Genomic DNA, 18756 nt, shown 5'->3' on the forward strand with positions numbered 1-18756 from the left:
GCTTAGAACAGTGATCCCTGATCCGGGGCGTCCGGTTTGGGTTTCTTGGGCGTCGGTTTTGCCGTGGCGCCGGTGCTGAGAATGCCATCTGCGAACTCGATCTCAAGCGCCGCATGTTTGGCCGCCTGGGCTTTGGTGGTAATCACGTCGCCGTCCGCACGGACGACCGCATATCCCCGTTCCAAAGTGGCTTTGTAACTGAGCGTTTCGCGCAGGCGGTCGGTGGCCTCAAGTCGTTGCTGAAGGCGTTCCAGCCGCGTGGTCTGAGCGGTGTTCATTCGATCGTTAAGCCGGGCAAGGCTCTGCCGCTGCTGGTCGATCTCGCGCTGAATCGGGCGCAGAGACAGGCGTGACGACAGGTTGCGCAGTGACTCCTGACGCGTTGTTACCAAACCGCGTAGGGTCGAGGGGCGTAGGTGGGCCGACAGTTCGACGACTTGCAGACGGCGGTTTTGAACGCCACGGGTCAAGGCGGGTGTCAGGCGATCTGCAATCAAATCAAGGCGTTGGCGTGGGGTGTTCAACAGGGTTTCCGGACGCGGCAAGGCGCGGGACAGATCGTGCAGCCTTTGCGTTCGGCGTTGAACTGCATTCGTTGCCGCACGGGACAACCGCGCACCTTGCTCTCCGGTCCATGCAAGCAACTCCATGCGGACGGGCACGGCAAGCTCTGCTGCGGCAGTGGGCGTGGGCGCGCGACGATCCGAGACAAAGTCGATCAGCGTTGTATCGGTTTCGTGCCCGACGGCTGAGATCAGCGGAATGTCCGAGGCAGCTGCGGCGCGGGCGACGACCTCTTCGTTAAAGCCCCAGAGGTCCTCGATAGACCCGCCGCCGCGGGCGACGATGATCAGGTCGGGCCGGGGCAAAGCTCCGCCAGGCGTCAATTGGTTGAACCCTTCAATAGCTCGGGCGACTTCTGGTGCGCAATTCGCCCCTTGGACGGCCACGGGCCAGATTAGCACCTTACGCGGGAACCGGTCCCTGAGGCGATGAAGAATGTCACGGATCACAGCACCCGAAGGCGATGTCACCACACCGATGATATTCGGCAGATAGGGCAACGGCTTCTTTCGCTCGGGCGCAAACAAACCCTCGGCTTCAAGCTGTTTCTTGCGTTTCTCCAGCAAGGCCATCAATGCGCCTTGTCCGGCGACGGATACCTCATCGACATTCAGATTGTATTTCGATTGCGCGCCAAATGCGGTCAGGCGCCCGGTGACGACAACCTCCAACCCTTCTTCCGGCACAACAGACAGGCCGGAAATCTGCCCTTTCCAAGTTGTACAGGCCAGAACGTTCCGGTCATCTTTGATGTCATAGTACAAATGCCCGGAACGCGCTTTGAATACGCGCCCGACCTCACCCCGCACTCGGATTCGCCCGAAAGAGCCTTCGAGCGTCCGTTTCACCTCTCCCGAGATCTCGGAAACGGTGTATTCGGGGGTATTTTGGCCCGGAATCGGGTCATCAAGCAGATCGGACATTTCAGCGCCTTGTTTCAAATGCCGGGCCAGCTTAGAACGCCGCGCAGGCAAGGCCAAGCAGATCGGAGAGCATTCATGAACATCCTCATTCTCGGCAGCGGCGGGCGCGAACACAGTCTCGCCTGGGCGGTGTTGCAAAACCCAAAATGCGACCGTCTGATCGTTGCTCCCGGCAATGCCGGAATCGCTCAGATCGCGGACTGTGCAGCGCTGGATACTGAAAATGGCGGGGCTGTTGTCAGCTTCGCCGAAGAAAACGCGATTGACTTTGTGATTGTCGGACCCGAGGCACCTTTGGCTGCCGGGGTGGCTGATCGCTTGCGCGAGGCCGGAGTTCTGGTTTTTGGTCCCTCCGCCGAGGCGGCGAAGCTGGAAGCGTCGAAAAGCTTTACGAAGGAAATCTGCGACGCGGCCAACGCGCCCACCGCAGCTTATGCCCGGTTCACCGAAGCCGAACCTGCCAAGGCCTATATCCGCGAACAAGGCGCGCCGATTGTGGTGAAGGCTGACGGTCTGGCCGCAGGCAAGGGCGTGATTGTTGCGATGGATGAACAAACCGCACTGGACGCTATTGACGACATGTTCGGCGGCGCTTTTGGCGGTGCTGGTGCGGAAGTTGTCATCGAAGAGTTCATGGAAGGCGAAGAAGCCTCGCTTTTTGTTCTTTGCGATGGCGAGAACATTCTCTCTGTCGGGACGGCTCAGGACCACAAGCGTGTTGGCGAAGGCGATACCGGGCTGAACACGGGTGGCATGGGCGCGTATTCTCCGGCACCGGTGCTGAGTGCTGAGGTCGAAGCGCGCGCAATGGAAGAGATTGTGCGCCCGACCATGGCAGAAATGAAGCGTCGCGGCACGCCGTTTCAGGGAGTCCTTTACGCTGGGTTGATGATCAAGGACGGACAACCACGCCTGGTGGAATACAATGTGCGTTTTGGCGATCCCGAGTGTCAGGTGCTGATGATGCGCCTTGGTGCGCAAGCGATGGATTTGATGCATGCCGCAGCCGAAGGGCGGCTGGGCGATATGCGGGTGAACTGGGCCGATGATCACGCGATGACGGTTGTGATGGCGGCCAAAGGCTATCCGGGGTCTTATGAAAAGGGTTCGGTCATCATGGGGCTGGATGCTTTGCCCGAAGACAGCAGCAACATGGTGTTCCATGCCGGTACCAAGGCTGTTGAGGGTCAGGTGCAGGCCGCCGGTGGGCGAGTGTTGAACGTGACTGCGCGCGGTGACACGCTGCAAGAGGCGCGGGAACGGGCGTACAAGATGGTTGATGGTGTGAATTGGCCCGAAGGGTTTTACCGACGCGATATAGGGTGGCGTGCATTGGATAAGTGATCGGGCAGGGGGCTTTGCCCCCTCGGCCTGCGGCCTCACCCCCAAGGTATTTTTAGCCAGATGAAGAGGCGGATCAGCAGTTCAAGGCCTGTGCGAGGCTGTTGGGGCCTTTGAAAGGGCCGAGATCGATTTTGGTCCAGTCATTGTCATAGGAAACGCTCATGATCCGTGACCAGTCGGCGCTGGCCACGATCAGTTCTGGGCGTTCGCCGCAGGTGCGCAGGCCGCCCGAGATGAAATCCTCACCGATCTTGTGGTTGGTCAGACCGGGTATCGAAGCGATCTGGGTCAGGGCGTTGTCTTTGTAGCGCCAGATGCGCAGTGTTTTGGCAAGGTGCGGACGGTCGATATAGGCGATTTCGATATTGCCGTCTCCGTCCAAATCGGCTGCTCCGATTGGGGCGAGCCAGCGGAAGCGGGTGCCGATATGAGGTGTGGAGGCGATTTTTGCGCCGCTTGCGTTGTAAATGGCCAGCTGCGCGCCTTGTTGATCCTGAGATTCAACGACAATCGCTTCGAAAGTTCCGTCTGCATCAATATCGATAAGTCGTGGTGTGAGATCTTCGAAGACGCGATCTTGCGGCAGGCGAACGATTACGGTTTTTGGGTTTGAGCCGGTGTTTTGAACACGAAGTTCCAATGCACCATATTCAACAGTGTCGCCCAAGACCCCGTGCGCGTAGCGTGTGGTCGGTTCTGTGAATTTGGCCGCTTTGATTTGATCGGCAGCTGTCGCGGTGCCTAAGGTCGATCCCCAAAGGCACAGAGATGTCAGTGCGCCGCGTGTCCGACGCCACCAAAGGCGACGGGAGGGACGCGGCGCTTTGGAATGCATCAGATCTGTTTTTCCGGCATTTGCACGATCAGACCGTCCAGCGCGTCGGTGACCTTGATCTGGCAGGTCAGGCGCGAGCGGGCCGGGTCGGGCTCGTAGGCAAAGTCCAGCATGTCTTCTTCCATGTCATCTTTGCCCGGTATTTTTTCGACCCAGTCGGGGTGGACATAGACGTGGCAGGTCGAGCAGGCGCAGGCGCCGCCGCAATCGGCCTCGATGCCGGGAATGTTGTTGTCACGGGCCCCTTCCATGACGGTCAGTCCGTTGGCGACCTCGACAGTGTGTTCGGTACCGCCGTGCTCGACATAGGTGATCTTTGCCATTGCGTGCGTCTTCCTTTTGCGATGTTCGAATTCTTCCTTAGTCAAGGCATTTAGGTCTTTCCAGCCTCATTTGCGACTCCTGAGGCCGTGTCTGGACTTTCTTGGCGTTTGTTCTATTTTTGTTCTCATGCTTGTTGCCCCTGTTCATTCTGTGGTTTCCAGTCGGAACTGGCCACGCCCGCCATCTTGTTTGCCGTCAAATCAGTTGACAGCACCGCCCGAGGGCGCGCGCGTGGCCGTGGCCGGGCTGGTGATCCTGCGGCAGAGGCCGGGGACGGCCAAGGGGGTGATCTTTCTGACGCTTGAGGATGAGACCGGGATCGTGAATGTGGTGGTGTGGCGCAAAATCTACGAACAATTTCGCCGCGCGGTGATTTCAGGTCGCTTGCTTAAGGTGACGGGCCGGATGCAGCGGGCGCATTCGGTGACTCATGTAATCGCGGAAGAGATCGAAGATATCTCGGGCATGTTGGATATGCTGGTGCAGGGGGAAGGGCATTAAAGCAATCTGTGTATAGTACGGCCTCTGGACAGGGCGCTTTGCCGGTCATAGCTCGGATAGGATCGAAGCAGGAAAGAGGGCGCGATGGCAAACGGACATTTTCTGTGGACGGACCTGTCCACCTACGACATGCGCGCTGCCAGAGTGGACTATGCCGGAATATTCAATTGGGCATTTGGTGAAGAAGACACTTATGACTTTGCCACTATCGGCGGGCAGGAGGTGGCGGCCGTTTTCCCGATGCCGGATCGTTTGGCGAAAATGAACATGCCGTCTTTTTGGATGTCGTATGTGCACGTCGATGATCTGGACGCAAAGGTCGAACAAGCCCGGACACATCAGGGCGCCATCATCGAAGTGGAGCCTCAAACCTTTGGCGACGCGGCGCGTATCGCGCTGGTTCGGGATCCATCCGGTGCCGGGTTCACGATGTATGAGGGTCCAGACATACAGGCCGGAGCACCGGGTGCTGGTAAGGTCATAAGCCGTTTTCACCACGTTCCTGATATCAAACTGATCGCGCCGTTTTATGCGGACCTGTTTGGGTGGCGCTTTGAGAAGAGCTCGGCAAGCCCATGGCCGCGCTATGATATACGTCATCCTGACGGAAGCGTGGTTGCTGAGGCCGAAGAGGTGCCCGAGGCCATCCGCGGAAAATTTCGCTATTGGATGCCCTGTTTTGGCGTCAAGTCGGAGGACGATTCCATTCGGCAGATCAAAGTCCGGGATGGGCGTCACCATAATGACTTGCCAGAAGGTCGTGCATTGGTTTCAGATCGGCAAGGGGCTCATTTCATGATCCAGAATGTAGGTCAGGATACTGTTGCGGTCAGTGAAAGCCCACGTGCGGCGGCCCGAAGCACAACTGATGGTTTGGCTTGGAAGTCCCTGCTTGCGTTGGTTTGTGTCTGGCTTGCTGTGATTATGGATTTGCAGGTGTTTTGGGGCGTGCTGTTTCTGATCTGGACTTGGCTGGCGCTGAAATCAGGGCGTGCTGATTTTGTCGAGCCAATTGACCGTTCGAATCGACCGTTTATGTTTTGGCTGATCACGGGAACATGGATGTTTCTGAGTACCTGGGTGATACTCGCCTCGGTTTTCGGCGGCGGATGATCATGTTCACGCGGCGTGTACGCTAAAGGTAAATTTGATCTGGTTTCAGCAGGTTGGCACCTAAGCACAAAACTGCGCTTGGGTTTGCCCAAACGTGGTGTCTAATTCCAAAGCGCATAAGAGGCGTCTTTCCGCCAATCTGGTGCGTGTTGGTCGACTCTGTGTCACAGGGCAGGTAATTGCGTGTGTTGTTACGCCTCAGCCTGTGTCCGAGATCAGGTTTGATCGTGCACCACTCAACGTCTTGTCTGAGCCACTCGAGATGCCCAACGTAAAACAACATGGATCGTTCGAAAAAGCCGTCGTTCTGAATGACAACCTGATTTCTGACCGTATTGCCGAACTCTCAGAGCTTGTGCGGTCCAAGGGGTGCATTCACGCCGCCAGAATGATCGAAGAAGCTCAGAACGTCTATGCGTTCGAGAAAAAGCACCTTGAAGCCGCTGAGGCATACCGATCAAAATTTAGGGACCTGCAATCGCTGTCGTTGGAAGAACCGGAAAAACAGCAGCACAAGATTCCGAATTTTCGATCAAGGCGTTCTGGAGTACCGAACGATTTCTTGTCCGATTTTGCAAAACGACCCGTCGACCAGGTCCAGGAAAAAGCAGTAGGGCGGCCAGCCCTGGTCCTGACATCCCGGATGCGCGTGGACGGAAGAAATGTCACAGCGCTGCGCAGTGGGAATCGTGGCAGCAAACCATTGGGATTCCTTGTAGAACCTGAGTTCAAGTTTCGCTGACTGACCGTAGTGCGGGCAAAGCTATCACGGCAGGTGATCGCGCTCTGAACCCAAGAGGCACAAATATGCCCTAGGGTCGCCCCAAGGCACGCAGTGACCTTAGGGGTTGTTTTCGCACAGAACCTCCTCACCAACTCGAACTACGTCAAGCAAAAAGCCATCAATATCGTCGCGTCTCGTTCGATGGTTGTTGAAGGCACAGCGAAGCCCGTGCCTGCCTTGGACAGTTGTGTCAGACGCCACGGCAAGGCCGCGTTCCTGAAGCCGGAGCATAATCTCTGTGTTGAGAGCCTTCGCTGCACTCTCATCCGCCGCCACATATCTGAAGCACACGATGTTGAGGTCTACCGGAGCAACAAGTTCCAGCGTTGGATGAGCTTCTATCTGGTGTGCCATATAGCGTGCATGGGCGATGTCTTGTGAAATGAGGCGGCCAAACTTTGCGGTACCATGTTCCCGCAGCGCCATCCAAATCTTTAGAGCTCGGAAACCACGGCTAAGCTCTAGCCCGTAATCGGCAAGGAATTTTCCTGCGATCATCCCGCGTTCCTGCAATTGAAGATAGGCACCATGCATTTCGAAGGTCGCGAAATGAGCCTCGGCATCTTTGATCAAAACGGCTCCAGCCTCGAAAGGTGCGTGCAGCCATTTGTGAGGGTCGATTGCAACCGAGCCGGCCCGCTCCATCCCTTTCACAAGATGCGCGTGGTCGGGTGCAAGACGTAATACGCCGCCGATGCATCCATCCACGTGAAACCAAAGCCGCTCTCGATCACAAAGATCCGCAAGTGCGGTCAGGTCATCTATGGCTCCGGTGTTCGTGGTGCCCGCCGTCCCGATCACGCAAGCTGGCTGCAACCCCTTCGCACGGTCTTCAGAGATTGCGGCCTCGAGCGCGTCGAGTTGAATCCTCTGGCGGTCGTCGCTTTGTATCTCGACCAGCGCTTTTGAGCCAAGGCCGAGGGTTTCCAACGCCTTTTGGTGGCAGCTATGGACCTGATCGGATGCGTAAAACCGCAGCGGCTTTTCCAAAGCAGAAACACCTTCTTCGCGCACATCAAAACCGGCGGCCAGGTTACGGATGACCGTGTGCGCGATCAGGTTTGCCATTGACCCGCCGCTGGTCAGGGTTCCACTGGCGCTTTCAGGAAAGCCAGCGATTTCCTTTAACCAATCGACAACCTGCTGTTCTACCTGTGCCGCGCCTGTGTTCCCGCCCCCTAGGTTGCTTCCTTCTACGGCGGCAAGGAAATCACCCAATGCCCCGGTGAAGTTGCTTGCTCCCATGTACCACCCCCAAAAGCGGGGGTGAATATTACCCATCGGATAAGCACGTACGAATTCCCTATAGTCGCCATAGACCTGTTCCAATGTGCATGGGTCTTCCGGCAAAGCCTGTTTCAGATGCGCGCGGACATCATCGGGCATAGGTTGCCAAACCGGGCGTTCTCGCACCTGCTCTAGGTGGTCAATTGCTTCATCTATTATGACGTGCGCTAGGGCCCGTGCGGCGTTCCAGTCATCTGGATCAAGTGTTTCTTCTTTGATGTTTCGCATTTGCCGCCACCTCCCTCGTCCGAGGAAGAGTGCGTTAGAACCACTTTCAGGGCAACAACTCCGTGGTCTTGGCATTCAGCAAAAACGGTTTGCGTCCGCTCGCCCGCCGCTTGGTGCTTGATTAGGAATATGTGCTTGGTGCAGAGCGTGATTTGCAGAAGTGGCAAATCCTCAAATCTCGGTGTAGGCCTCGTAAGGGCTCAACACTCGCCATAGATCCTTTTCACCGCTTGAACAGAACACCTTGCGATTGCTTGTCCCTGTGATCGCCGCGCAGGTCTGCATACAACGCGCGACCGGCCTGAACGCCGGGACGGGCACCTACGGTTTCAAGCCAGCGGGCGAAATGGGGTGTGTCGTCGATCTTGTGCTGTTGCCCTTCCCACAGACTGGCCCAACCCCAGATCGACATATCCGCGATGGAATAGAAATCGCCTGCAACATATTCATTGTCCGCCAGCCGACGATCCAGCACACCGTACAGCCTGGCGACCTCGGCGCGATAACGGTCCTTTGCATAGGGCAGGTCCTGTGGTGGGTCCAGTTGAGGGGCGTATTTTAGAAAGTGATGCGCCTGACCGGCCATTGGTCCGACGCCGCCCATCTGCCACATGAGCCATTCTTCGACCGCGATCTGGTCCCGCTCGGTCTTGCCATAGAAGCGCTTGGTCTTGCGGGCCAGGTACATCAGGATCGCACCGCTTTCGAACACGGAAACGGGCGCACCGTCAGGGCCATCGGGATCGACGACAGCAGGCATCCGGTTGTTGGGGGCGATTTTCAGAAACTCCGGGTCGAACTGATCGCCTTTGCCGATATTGATCAGGTGAGTCTTGTAGGGCAGCTCCATCTCTTCCAGGGCGATGGACACTTTCCAGCCGTTTGGCGTGGGCCAGAAATACAGATCGATCATGGTCTCTCCTCAGGTTGAAAAGATCATGAGGGTTTCTGCGCAATCGGCAAGTGGGCTTGCGGCAGGCGAAGCGCAAAAAGCTGTGACTTCGGGCGATACCATCGCAGGGAAGGCCCGTCGGACCTTTGATTACAGATCTGTGACGACGGGCTTGTCGGGGTTGACGACTCTGCATGTGCGGCGTAAGGCCAACATCACAGACCACGTGGCGATTTGTTACCGGATTGCGGGCCACGCTAAACAACACCGCTAAAAGGTCAGGATGAAAGACCCCTTTCGCTTGGCCGCGTCTGGGGTTTTTTGTTTGCCTCTGCCAGAGGCTGAAAGGAATGAGATGAGCGAGAACTGGAACAAACGCACCCAAGCCGTCCATGGCGGCATCCGTCGTAGTCAGTACAACGAGGTGAGCGAGGCGATTTTCCTGACGCAGGGCTTCGTTTACGAAAACGCAGAACAGGCCGAGGCCCGTTTTCTGGAATGTGGCCCCGACGAGTTCATCTATGCGCGCTATGGCAACCCAACCGTGTCGATGTTCGAACAACGCATCGCGGCGCTGGAAGGGGCCGAGGACGCCTTTGCGACGGCGTCGGGCATGGCGGCTGTCAACGGTGCGTTGACCTCGATGCTGAAGGCTGGTGACCATATCGTGTCCGCCAAGGCGCTGTTTGGATCCTGTCTGTATATCGTCGAAAACATCCTGACCCGCTTTGGCGTCGACGTGACTTTTGTTGACGGTACTGACCTGGAGCAGTGGAAAGCGGCGATCCGCCCGGACACCAAGGCTGTCTTTTTTGAATCCATGTCGAACCCGACGCTGGAAGTGATCGACATCGCGTCGGTTGCGGAACTGGCTCATGCCGTTGGCGCCCTTGTCGTGGTGGATAACGTTTTTTCGACACCGGTCTTTTCGCGTGCGATCGAACAGGGTGCCGATGTCGTCGTTTATTCAGCAACCAAGCACATTGACGGTCAGGGCCGCGCGCTGGGCGGTGTGATCATCAGTACACGGGATTTCATCCGCGGCACGGTCGAGCCATACCTGAAGCATACCGGCGGTGCGCTGAGCCCGTTTAATGCTTGGGTTATGCTTAAGGGCCTGGAAACCATGGCGCTGCGCGTAAATGCACAGGCCGACAGCGCGCAAAAGATTGCTGAAGCGCTTGAAGGGCACCCGGCGCTGGAGCGTACCCTCTATCCCGGTCTGAAAACTCATGCGCAGAACGCGCTGGTGCAATCGCAGCTTGGCGGCAAGGGCGGCACAGTTCTGTCGCTGGACATCAAAGGCGGCAAAGACGCTGCCTTTGCGTTTCTGAATGCGATGACGATCCCGGTGATTTCCAACAATCTGGGCGACGCCAAATCCATCGCAACGCACCCGGCGACGACGACACACCAACGCCTGAGCGGCGCGCAGAAAGTTGAGTTGGGCATTTCGTCAGGACTCATTCGTTTTTCCGTTGGTTTGGAAGACGCAGATGACCTGCTGGCTGATATTCAGCAGGCTTTGGAAGTCTCGCAGAAATAACCAGTTCCAGCGCGCACCTTTATCGTCGGGGCATTACCTGACGTCCGAGTGCCGCTTGAAAACCTTTTCGGACGGGGTGCTGTCCTGCCGATAGAACCAATAAAGGGCGCAAACCGTTGCAAATTGACGGTTTCGCGCCACTTTTTTCGATCCGGACTGCTAATGGCAACGTATCGGGATAGACTGGAAAACGAACCTCAGTCGTATATAGTCCGACGATCACTCGAGGAACTGCAGCCGATGAACGTTCACCCGCGCGACATTGATGAAACACCAGACCGTGAAAAAGCCGCCGAAGCCCTGAGTGTGCTGCGGCAGTGGGCGAAAATGGCGTCTGTGTCTGAAATCAGTCAGTTGGACCCGGCCATCGCGCGTCTGGTGCCGGGGGTGGCCGCTGTAAATTATCCTTCGCTCTCACGCGAGTACCCAGAGGATTTTGCAGTAGATGCAGCTTACAGGTCGTCATTGCCGGACTTGCAGAATGGCCCGTCTAGCCTGATCCGTGGGGCGAAACAGCAAATCCAGCATGTGGGCATCTCGAATTTCCGCCTTCCGATCCGGTTTCACCGGAAACAGGGCGATGACCTGACGCTTGAGACGTCGATCACAGGTACTGTCAGTCTGGAGGCCGAGAAAAAGGGCATCAACATGTCCCGGATCATGCGGTCGTTTTACAAACATGCAGAACGTACGTTCAGCTTCGAGGTGATGGAAGCGGCGCTCGACGACTACATGACCGATCTGGACAGCTTTGATGCCCGCATTCAGATGCGGTTTTCTTACCCGGATAAAGTAAAGAGCCTGCGCTCGGGTTTGGAAGGCTATCAGTATTACGACATAGCCTTGGAACTGGTCGAACAGAACGGCGTGCGTCAAAAGATCATGCATCTGGACTATGTCTATTCCTCAACTTGTCCGTGCTCTCTGGAACTGAGCGAACATGCGCGGTCGATGCGCGGACAGCTTGCAACCCCGCATTCTCAGCGCTCTGTCGCGCGAATTTCAGTGGTTGTGGATTGCGACGCGGATTGTTTGTGGTTCGAAGACCTCATCGCGCTGTGCCGCAGAGCGGTTCCTACCGAGACACAGGTCATGGTCAAACGCGAAGACGAGCAGGCGTTTGCCGAGCTGAACGCCGCCAACCCGATCTTTGTCGAAGATGCTGCGCGCCTGTTCTGCGCCGAATTGTTAGCTGATCACCACGTGGGCGATTTCCGTATCGTGGCTAGCCACCAAGAGAGCCTGCACAGCCATGACGCTGTGTCGATTCTGACCGAAGGCCAAACCTTTGAGGCGCCCAGTCTGGACCCGAGATTGTTCACAACCCTGTTTCATGTTGGGTGAATTCCCCGCTGTAAGCGGTTAGAATTTAATCAGGGATTACGTCGATCAGCGTTCTTTCGCCGCAATGCAGCAAAAATGCTGCAAATGCGCATTTTTTGCCTGTATGTTCGAAGGGAATGCAGCAGACGCATGCCTGCCTTCGGGAAGGTGTGCGTCCCCGAAAGGACACCGAGACGTGACACGCCTTGGACTGCAAGACCCCAACCGCCGCGCGGCGTGTCTGCGTAGGCAGGGTGCCTTACACCAAAAACTCGGGCTGCATCGGTTTTACAGGAGAAACATGTAATGAATCCGATTACCCATTCACTGGAGCTTCAGGCTGCGGCATTGCGAGTGGCAGGCTATGCAATGGCCAACCAGATGAAGATCATGCAGATCATGGCTCGGTCTGCGTTCGAGTTGCCAATGGCACCCGTGCAAACCATACACGCGGCTGCATCTGCCCCGGCACCGGTCACTGAGAAACCAGCCAAAAAGGCGGCGGTCAAAGCAAAACCAGCCGGAGCACGTGCGCTCAAAGCAGCGTCCAAGAAGACGACGGGCGCAAAAAAACCTGTGAAGAAGAGTGTTGTGGTGGCACCTAAGCCCAAAACGGTTGAGTTTTCCGCGAAACCACGTGCTGCTGCCACAATTAAGGTTGAACCTGCCGCCAAAGCCAAGCCTGCACCTGCGCCAAAACCGGCACCTCAGCCGAAAGCAGCAGCAAAGCCGGTTGCCGCCGCCACAAAGCCCGTTAAACCCGCTGCCCAAAAGGCGGCACCTGCAACGTCTTCTGTCGCCAAAACCGCTCCGGCAAAAGAAACCTCAGTCCAATCTGCAGCACCTGCGAGCAAGACACCTGCAGTTGAGCCCAAAAAGACGACCCCGCTTGAAAAAGCCGTTTCGACACAGGCGAAACCTGCATCGCGTACGCGCAAAGCCGCCGCGCCGAAACCCGCGCCTTCTGCGGCTCAAACGAAACCGGCACCGGCGGCTGAGCAACCTAAACCGCAGACGCGCAGAACTCGGGCTCCGTCCAAACCTCCGGCGATGCCTGGGACAGAGACGAAATCCGACACTTAACTCGGATCATCTGCTTGACACCGTCGGGTTGGCGCGCCAACGCTGCGCGTCATGATGGATCTTCGCCCGGTCGGATATGTGATTGGCTTGCTGGTCGCCATTCTTGGGGCGACCATGCTGTTTCCTATGCTTGCCGACATGATCGAAGGGCGTGGCGAATGGCATGTGTTCTTGGAAAGCGCGATCATCACGACGCTGACCGGATCAGTTCTGGCGATGAGCTGTTCCAACGGCGTGGGCGAGGGGCTGACCATCCGGCAGACTTTTTTGCTGACGACCGGCGTCTGGGTTGCGCTGCCGGTATTTGGTGCGATCCCGTTCCTTTTTGGTGAAACCGAGCTGCGCTTTGTCGATGCCTATTTTGAGGCCATGTCGGGGCTTACGACAACAGGCTCAACGGTCATAAGCGGGCTTGATTCGCTGCCGCAGGGGCTTTTGCTGTGGCGTGGTATTCTGCAATGGCTAGGCGGCATCGGCATCATCGTGGTTGCGATGGTGTTCCTGCCGGAATTGCGGGTTGGTGGTATGCAAATCTTCCGTTCGGAAGGGTTTGAAACCATGGGAAAAATCCTTCCACGTGCGCAAGAGATCGCTGGCCAGATTTCCCTGATCTATGTGTTTCTGACCGTGGTGTGTGGGTTGGTTTATGCCGCGCTTGGGATGAGTTTTTTCGACGCCACGGTCCACTCGATGACAACGATTGCGACGGGTGGGTTTGCTAACTATGACGCCTCATTCGCGACATTTGCGGGTCCGGTGGAATATGCGGCAGCGGTGTTCATGATTTTGGCAGCGCTGCCCTTCGTACGGTATGTACAGCTTGCCAATGGTCACACCTCTTCCTTGTGGGAAGACAGCCAGATCCGCGCCTTCTTGGCGACTGTTCTGGTGCTAGTCATTATCATGACCGTCTTTCTGACATCGGTCTTTCCGCATCATTGGGAACAGGCGTTTCGCGAATCTCTGTTCAACATCACCTCGATCATCTCGGGCACCGGATATGCCAGCGTCGATTACATGGGGTGGGGCAGTTTTCCCGTCATGTTATTTTTCTTGATTGGGCTCATCGGGGGCTGCGCCGGCTCCACGGCATGTTCAATCAAGATCTTCCGTTACCAACTGCTAATTGCATCAATCAAAACTCAGATCAAAAGGATCAGGTCCCCGCACGGGGTGTTTGTACCGCTTTATGACGGACGGCCCGTGGGGCGCGATGTCTTGACCTCGGTGATGAGTTTTTTCATGTTTTTCGTTCTGTCGATGGGAGTGTTGTCCTGGGCCTTGGCCCTGACCGGGCTTGATTTCATCACTTCAGTATCCGGAGCAGCAACCGCTTTGGCCAATGTCGGCCCCGGTCTGGGCAGTCAGATCGGACCGTCAGGCAATTTCGGGGGCCTCAACGATACGGCCAAATGGCTGCTGACAATCGGAATGTTGGTCGGGCGTCTCGAACTCTTGGCCGTTTACGCGATCTTCACCGTTCAATTCTGGAGAAACTGATGCAAAGACCCCTTGGCGCGCAAATCTCGCATATGCTCAAGGATCGTGGCGTGGACGTGATTTTCGGTATTCCTGGCGTCCACAATCAGGAAATGTATCGCGGCATCGAAGAAGCTGGTATCATTCATGTTCTGGCCCGGCACGAGCAAGGCGCCGGGTTCATGGCTGATGGCTACGCGCGAGCAACCGGTAAGCCGGGTGTCGCCTATGTCATCACCGGGCCTGGGCTGTGCAACATCATGACACCAATCGGTCAGGCCTACAGCGATTCCGTTCCGATGCTGGTGCTGTCATCGTGCCTTGATGAAACGCAGGCAGCGCGGGGTCAGTTGCATCAAATGAAAGATCAACGCGCAGCAGCTGGAACGGTTGCTGATTGGTCAGTACAGGCCGACTCCGCGACCGCTGCATATGGGTTGGTGGAACGCGCTTTTGAGGAATTCGAGCTGTCACGGCCGCGTCCCAAACATATTCAGGTGCCAATCGCGCAGTTGGAGGCGGATGCCGAACCTGCACCGTTCCCCAACCAGCCTGCGTTGCGCACCAAGGCTTTGCCGCCAGACGTTTCGTCCGTTGTCTCGATGCTGAATCAGTCGCGCAGGCCCTTGTTCATCTTGGGTGGAGGCTGCAAGTCCAACGATTGGCGGCAGATTTTGACGCAGCTGGGGGCTGCGTGCTTTACCACCTATGCTGGGCGCGGGTTGGTCGGGGCGAACTATCCGTTGGACTTCGGATCCATGCTGCCACGTCCCGGAAGCGCCGAGGTCATTGCCTCGGCTGATCTGGTAATTGTCGTTGGGGCGGAGCTTGGAGAAGTCGATTTATGGCGGCATGAGTTGGGGCATAAAGCACCGCTGATCCGTGTGGATCTGGATCCGGAGGTTTTGTCTGATCACCACCGCGCCGCCATCAAGCTTCAAGCAGACAGCCAGAGTTTTGCCCGTGCGTTGTGGCAGGCCACCGAGGACAAGAAGCCTGCGCGCGGCTGGTCGGCCGAGGAAGTAGCCGATGCCCGTGCAAGCTGGCGCGCCGAGGTGGACGCAGAACGGTCCGGAATCGTGCCGATCGCGGATGCTTTGCGCGAAGCTATGCCAGCCGACTCGATGATCTATTCAGATATGACCCAGTTCGCCTATGTCGCGAAAGAAGTCTGGGATATGGCTTATCCTCATCATTGGCATCATCCAACGGGGTTTGGCACCCTTGGTTATGGGTTGCCTGCCGGGATCGGTGGGGCCGTGGCCAGACGCGGAAAGCCAACGGCAGTTATCGCGGGGGACTATGGTTTCCATTACACGATGCAGGAACTGGGCGTTGCGGTTGAGCTGGGTTTATCTCTTCCGATCATCTTGTGGGACAATGGCAAGCTGAAAGAGATTGAAGACAGCATGGTGGGCAGTCAGATCGCACCCAATGCAGTCGTGGCCCGAAACCCGGATTTCTGCAAATTGGCTGAGGCTTTCGGAGCCTTGTCGGCGGCACCGTCGACATTGGCAGAAATGCAGAGCGCCACCCGCGCCGCCTTCGACGCACCGGTCCCGACGCTTATCCATGTGACGCCAGACATTCTGTGAAAAAGCGCCGCGCGGGTGCGCGGCGCTTGGAAACTTGCTGGTGGCTGCGGTTTATTCCCAGCAGTGCACCAGAACCGTCATGCCTGTTGCGCGACGGCTCAATTCATTGGGCGAAATCTGTGTGGTTTCTTCGCTGGACAGACCGGACACGCCAGCCTGAGTTAGGATTTCTGTCAGCCTCTCGTTCGTGGCCGCCAGACTGACCGAAGCCGGCAGGCTGCGCCCTTCGGATGGTGTGGGCAGCAGCATCCCGACAACATTGCCGCTGTCATTGAAGATCGGGCCGCCTGCATCACCGGGCTGCGCGTTCAAGGCCAGGCGTTTAACACCTGTCTCACCATTCAGGCCACGCACATCGGCGACTTGCCCATATGTCAGAGTCGGGGCACCCAAAGCCCCTTGATAGGAGAAGCCCGAAACCGCGACGTCGGATTGAAGGCGCGGCAGGGCAGCGCTGAAAGCGGCCACGCTCATCGGCGCCAGCGCCTTGGTTGGACGCAAAACCGCAACGCCAATGTCGTTATCGGCCTTGGCAAGCTGCACCTCCTGATCCCCGTCCAGAGTGATCCGCGTGCAATTCTCGACGGCTTCCGAAACTGTCAGAACGGTTCCCTTTTCATCCGCAAAGAAACCGGAACGGGAAAGGCGCGGTTTACGGATTTGCAGGCCGGACATCAGATCAATGCTTTGTGCGGCGTCTGCACCTGCAGCAGCGTCGAGCACCTTGTCTGTGGTGGTAAAACTGGAGGCCATAGCCGAAAGAACCCGCAGGCGGCGCGCCTCGTCCCCTTCGGGCCAGACCAAAGTGAAGCCTTTGATCTTGCCGTCTGTCAGGCGCGCTTGCGTAAAGGACACAACACCATTGCCGCGCCCTTCAAGGGTAAAGCGGTCTCCTCTCAACTCGCGCTGGCCGTTAAGCGGAACGATTTCCAGCGATTGCATGACCTCATACAAGGCGCGCAGCGTGCGCTTGTCGCCGTCCTGACTGATCAAGAGTATCTTTGCGTTCAGGTCAGATGCGCTGTTGAAGTGGGCAAAGGGGGCTTCATAGCGATCAAAGCGGACAGCATCCAAAGGCAGGTCCATCGTGATCCCAGCCGCGTCATCCTTGTATTGGGCCATCCCAACACTTGTCAGTGGCGCATTATAGTCGTCTATCAAGGCTTTGCGCTGTGCAGTTGTCAGCACACCGGTTGCCTCGTACCCATTGAAACGTTGCCAATCGCCCATTGAACGGCGCGTTCCCTGACCGAAGGCCCCGTCGATGGTCGAGTTGTAAAACCCTTCTGCCTGCAACGCAGTTTGCAGATCCTTGCGCTCTTGCGCGGTCAGCAAACGTTCGGATTGCAGGGCCTGAGCGCGGGTTTCATCCGCGTCCTGAGTGGGTGCGATTGTCAGGGTGTCTTCGGCCTGAGCAATAGGCGCGACGGGAGCCGCTATGGTGCCGCGATTCAGTACGTTTGCGCCGACGGGCCAAAATTGCTGCCCCAGTCCGCTGGAAAAGGCGATGAAGCTGTCACGGGGTATTTGACCCTCGGATCGATAGACCCTAAGCACCTGTTGGGCATCCGGCCGCGCATAGGGGCCGATCACGACCGCATACCATCCGCTGTTCAGTCTGAAGCCGTTCACATCCGGCAAAGCGCGGGCGTAAGCCTGCGCGCGTTCCTGAGCCTCTTGCAGCGTCGGCTGCGCTTCGATCTGAACCCATACGCCAGGGTCTTGCTGCGCGGAAGCGGCGCGCAGGCCGACCACAAGAAATAATAGAAATGCTGTAAATACGCGTGTCATTGTCTGCCTGTGTTCTGCAATGTTTGTGCTTTGGCGCAGAATACGCGATTTCAGGTGCCAATTGCCATGCCGCGAATACGGGGAATTTGCGGTGTGGCCGCGCAGATACAGCCAAGCACCAAAGCCCCGTTGACGCCCCTTGGCCCCTTGCATAGGAAGGGCCAAACCGACCGGAACCGGGCGCAAGGATGCCCAGAGGGAATGCTATGACCGAACCGAACAGCGCACCGCGTTCATTTCAGGAGATTATCCTGCGGCTTCAGACCTATTGGGCCTCCAAGGGCTGCGCAATTCTGCAGCCCTATGACATGGAAGTTGGGGCAGGGACGTTCCATCCCGCGACCACTCTGCGGGCGCTGGGGTCCAAGGCCTGGGCCGTGGCCTATGTTCAGCCGTCGCGCCGTCCGACCGACGGGCGTTACGGCGAAAACCCCAACCGGTTGCAGCATTATTACCAGTATCAGGTTCTGATCAAACCCAGCCCGCCCGATCTGCAGGAGCTTTACCTGGGCAGCCTCGAGGCCATCGGCATCGACATGGACCTGCATGACATTCGGTTTGTCGAGGATGACTGGGAAAGCCCCACCTTGGGTGCCTGGGGATTGGGTTGGGAAGTCTGGTGTGATGGAATGGAAGTCAGCCAGTTCACCTATTTTCAACAGGTGGGCGGGCATGATTGCGCGCCCGTCTCGGGCGAGCTGACCTATGGTCTGGAACGTCTGGCCATGTATGTGCTGGGTGTCGACCATGTGATGGACATGCCGTTCAATGACCCGCAGTCCCCCAGCCCGTTGACATACGGTGACATCTTCAAGCAAACCGAAGAGGAATACGCCCGCTGGAACTTTGACGTGGCCGACACCGAAGTTCTGCTGCGTCATTTCGAAGAGGCCGAGGCCGAATGCGCCGCCATTCTGGCGCAAGAGCATGACGATCCAAAAACCGGAAAGCGCATCATCATGGCGCACCCGGCCTATGATCAATGCATCAAGGCCAGCCATATCTTTAACCTGCTGGACGCGCGGGGCGTGATTTCGGTGACGGAACGACAGGCTTACATCGGCCGTGTGCGAGCGCTGGCGAAACAATGCGCGGATGCGTTCGTTCAGACCGAGGCGGCTGGGTTCCAAACCTGATGGGCCAA

At 57.3% G+C, this 18756-nt stretch carries 16 protein-coding genes and 1 riboswitch; of the genes, 10 read left to right on the forward strand and 6 right to left on the reverse strand.

The features are described 5' to 3' along the window. Positions 1–2 precede the first annotated feature (2 nt). Complete coding sequence (gene xseA, locus I9187_RS05865; protein ID WP_171174752.1) at positions 3–1487, reverse strand: exodeoxyribonuclease VII large subunit; 1485 nt, start codon at positions 1485–1487, stop codon at positions 3–5. A gap of 75 nt (positions 1488–1562) precedes the next feature. On the opposite strand from xseA, the gene purD reads away from it, so the two are divergent. After that, entirely contained in the window at positions 1563–2831 is a 1269-nt protein-coding gene (gene purD / locus I9187_RS05870; RefSeq protein WP_171174750.1) for a phosphoribosylamine--glycine ligase, read from the forward strand. A gap of 73 nt (positions 2832–2904) precedes the next feature. Here purD and I9187_RS05875 read toward each other — a convergent pair whose 3' ends face one another. Beyond that, a complete protein-coding gene (locus I9187_RS05875) occupies positions 2905–3666 on the reverse strand; it encodes a VCBS repeat-containing protein (RefSeq protein ID WP_245223144.1) in 762 nt (253 codons plus the stop codon). Beyond that, a complete protein-coding gene (locus tag I9187_RS05880; protein ID WP_171174748.1) occupies positions 3666–3989 on the reverse strand; it encodes a 2Fe-2S iron-sulfur cluster-binding protein in 324 nt (107 codons plus the stop codon). The genes I9187_RS05875 and I9187_RS05880 overlap by 1 nt, the downstream gene beginning before the upstream one ends. 127 nt (positions 3990–4116) lie before the next feature. On the opposite strand from I9187_RS05880, the gene I9187_RS05885 reads away from it, so the two are divergent. The 3 genes from I9187_RS05885 to I9187_RS05895 all read left to right on the forward strand — a co-directional run bounded on the left by I9187_RS05885 (position 4117) and on the right by I9187_RS05895 (position 6346). Further along, positions 4117–4491 (forward strand): OB-fold nucleic acid binding domain-containing protein, encoded by a 375-nt coding sequence (locus I9187_RS05885; RefSeq protein ID WP_171174746.1) that lies wholly within the window; start codon positions 4117–4119, stop codon positions 4489–4491. 84 nt (positions 4492–4575) lie between these two features. Further along, entirely contained in the window at positions 4576–5604 is a 1029-nt protein-coding gene (locus I9187_RS05890) for a VOC family protein (RefSeq protein WP_171174744.1), read from the forward strand. A gap of 388 nt (positions 5605–5992) precedes the next feature. Then, the gene (locus tag I9187_RS05895) at positions 5993–6346 is read left to right on the forward strand and encodes a hypothetical protein (protein ID WP_171174742.1); all 354 of its coding nucleotides are present in this window, start codon (positions 5993–5995) and stop codon (positions 6344–6346) included. 99 nt (positions 6347–6445) lie between these two features. On the opposite strand, the gene I9187_RS05900 is transcribed toward I9187_RS05895, so the two are convergent. After that, positions 6446–7903, reverse strand: a complete 1458-nt coding sequence (locus tag I9187_RS05900; RefSeq protein ID WP_171174740.1) for a pyridoxal-dependent decarboxylase — start codon at positions 7901–7903, stop codon at positions 6446–6448. Positions 7904–8126: 223 nt separating this feature from the next. Next, positions 8127–8816: a glutathione S-transferase N-terminal domain-containing protein gene (locus I9187_RS05905; RefSeq protein WP_171174738.1), complete on the reverse strand. Its 690-nt coding sequence runs from the start codon at positions 8814–8816 to the stop codon at positions 8127–8129. 195 nt (positions 8817–9011) lie between these two features. Then, positions 9012–9089, forward strand: a riboswitch (SAM riboswitch). Between the two features lie 61 nt (positions 9090–9150). On the opposite strand from I9187_RS05905, the gene metZ reads away from it, so the two are divergent. From metZ to I9187_RS05930, 5 genes are all read left to right on the forward strand, one after another. Then, positions 9151–10341 carry an O-succinylhomoserine sulfhydrylase gene (metZ, locus tag I9187_RS05910; RefSeq protein WP_171174736.1) on the forward strand — a complete coding sequence of 397 codons (1191 nt, stop codon included), beginning with the start codon at positions 9151–9153 and terminating at the stop codon, positions 10339–10341. Positions 10342–10581: 240 nt separating this feature from the next. Beyond that, positions 10582–11685 (forward strand): GTP cyclohydrolase FolE2, encoded by a 1104-nt coding sequence (gene folE2 / locus I9187_RS05915; RefSeq protein WP_171174734.1) that lies wholly within the window; start codon positions 10582–10584, stop codon positions 11683–11685. A gap of 285 nt (positions 11686–11970) precedes the next feature. Next, a complete protein-coding gene (locus tag I9187_RS05920; protein ID WP_171174732.1) occupies positions 11971–12747 on the forward strand; it encodes a hypothetical protein in 777 nt (258 codons plus the stop codon). A 51-nt stretch (positions 12748–12798) separates the two neighbouring features. Next, the gene (locus I9187_RS05925) at positions 12799–14247 is read left to right on the forward strand and encodes a TrkH family potassium uptake protein (RefSeq protein WP_171234033.1); all 1449 of its coding nucleotides are present in this window, start codon (positions 12799–12801) and stop codon (positions 14245–14247) included. Beyond that, entirely contained in the window at positions 14247–15821 is a 1575-nt protein-coding gene (locus I9187_RS05930; RefSeq protein ID WP_171174727.1) for a 5-guanidino-2-oxopentanoate decarboxylase, read from the forward strand. Before I9187_RS05925 ends, I9187_RS05930 begins: the two co-directional genes overlap by 1 nt. A gap of 51 nt (positions 15822–15872) precedes the next feature. On the opposite strand, the gene I9187_RS05935 is transcribed toward I9187_RS05930, so the two are convergent. After that, entirely contained in the window at positions 15873–17612 is a 1740-nt protein-coding gene (locus I9187_RS05935; RefSeq protein ID WP_171174725.1) for a serine protease, read from the reverse strand. A gap of 206 nt (positions 17613–17818) precedes the next feature. Between I9187_RS05935 and I9187_RS05940 the strand changes: the two genes are divergently transcribed. After that, positions 17819–18748: a glycine--tRNA ligase subunit alpha gene (locus tag I9187_RS05940; protein WP_171727529.1), complete on the forward strand. Its 930-nt coding sequence runs from the start codon at positions 17819–17821 to the stop codon at positions 18746–18748. Positions 18749–18756 lie beyond the last annotated feature (8 nt).

The organism is Ruegeria sp. HKCCE4148, assembly GCF_017872495.1.
GTDB lineage: Bacteria > Pseudomonadota > Alphaproteobacteria > Rhodobacterales > Rhodobacteraceae > Ruegeria.